At 64.1% G+C, this 1,319-nt stretch carries 2 pseudogenes; both read left to right on the forward strand.

Annotated elements, in window-relative coordinates:
* Window positions 1–623, forward strand: a pseudogene (locus A5714_RS16070) (IS3 family transposase); the annotation flags it as partial.
* Between the two features lie 173 nt (window positions 624–796).
* A pseudogene (locus A5714_RS25460) lies at window positions 797–1,319 on the forward strand (transposase); the annotation flags it as partial.

Genomic DNA, 1,319 nt, shown 5'->3' on the forward strand with positions numbered 1-1,319 from the left:
GAGGTAGAGCTTGCCTTCATCGGTGCGATGTTCGGTGATGTCGGCCAGCCAGACCTGGTTGGAGGCCTGGGCGCTGACGGCGTGCCCGTCACGGTGGCCTGCCGGGTCCTGGGATTTTCCACTCTGGCATTCTACGACGGCGCAAAGCGCCTGTATCACAGCGGGATTGGGATGATGCACACCTGATCAACGCTGCCCGCGACATCCATGCCGACGGCCCCGCATTCGGCTACCGATTCATCGCCGACGAACTTCCCGGGCGAGGGATCTCCGCCGGGGAGAACCGTGTCGCCCGGTTGTGTTCCCAAGAGCGCATCTGGTCGATCTTCGCCAAGAAACGTGGCCTGAACCGTCGATCGGGGCCACCGGTCCATGACGACCTCGTGCAGCGTCAGTTCAGCGCCCAGGCCTCCAACCAGGTCTGGCTGGCCGACATCACCGAACATCGCACCGATGAAGGCAAGCTCTACCTCTGCGCCATCAAGGACGTCTATTCCAACCGGATCGTGGGATACTCGATGGACTCGCGAATGAAGTCCTCGCTGGCAGTGGCTGCCCTGGATCAAGCTGTGGGGCTGCGTTCACCTGCCGCGACGATCGTTCATTCGGACAGGGGTAGTCAAGCTGGATTCAACTGATCGTCGCAACGCCTCGATTTCGGAGGTGTGCGGTGGGTTATGGGAAGCGACAAATTGAGGTTCGTGGCTATCGAAGGCAGATTCCCTCACCGGGGCGGCCGACGGTGGCCTGGCGCCAGGACCGGGTCCGGTTCTGGGAGGCTATTGCCGCGGGGGTGATGACGGAGGACGCCGCGGCAGCCGCGGGCGTGTCATCTCCGGTCGGGTTTCGGTGGTTCCGTCACGCTGGCGGTGTGAATCCATGCTTGCCAGTGAATGTTTCGGGCCGTTATCTGTCATCGGGTGAGCGCGAAGACATCGCCTTGTGGCGCGCTCAGGGTGCCGGTGTGCGCGATATCGCCCGCCGGCTCGGCCGTGCGGCCTCGACGATCTCGCGGGAATTGCGGCGCAACGCCTCCACGCGCACCTACCGGCTTGATGACAAAGCCTCGATCGCTCAATGGCACGCTGAACGGCGGGCACGGCGTCCCAAAACGGCCAAGCTGGTCGCCAACGACCGGCTGCGCCGCTACGTCCAGGACAAGCTCTCCGGGGTCGTACGCGGCCCCGACGGCCGAACCTTCACCGGTCCTGCCGGCGGGAAATGGAACGGACGCAACAAACTCACCGCGGAGATCAGGGCTGGAGCCCGGAGCAGATCGCCCGCCGGTTGCGCGTGGATTTCCCCGATGATGAGACCAT

This window comes from Mycobacterium sp. E2462 (genome assembly GCF_001672685.1).
GTDB lineage: Bacteria > Actinomycetota > Actinomycetes > Mycobacteriales > Mycobacteriaceae > Mycobacterium.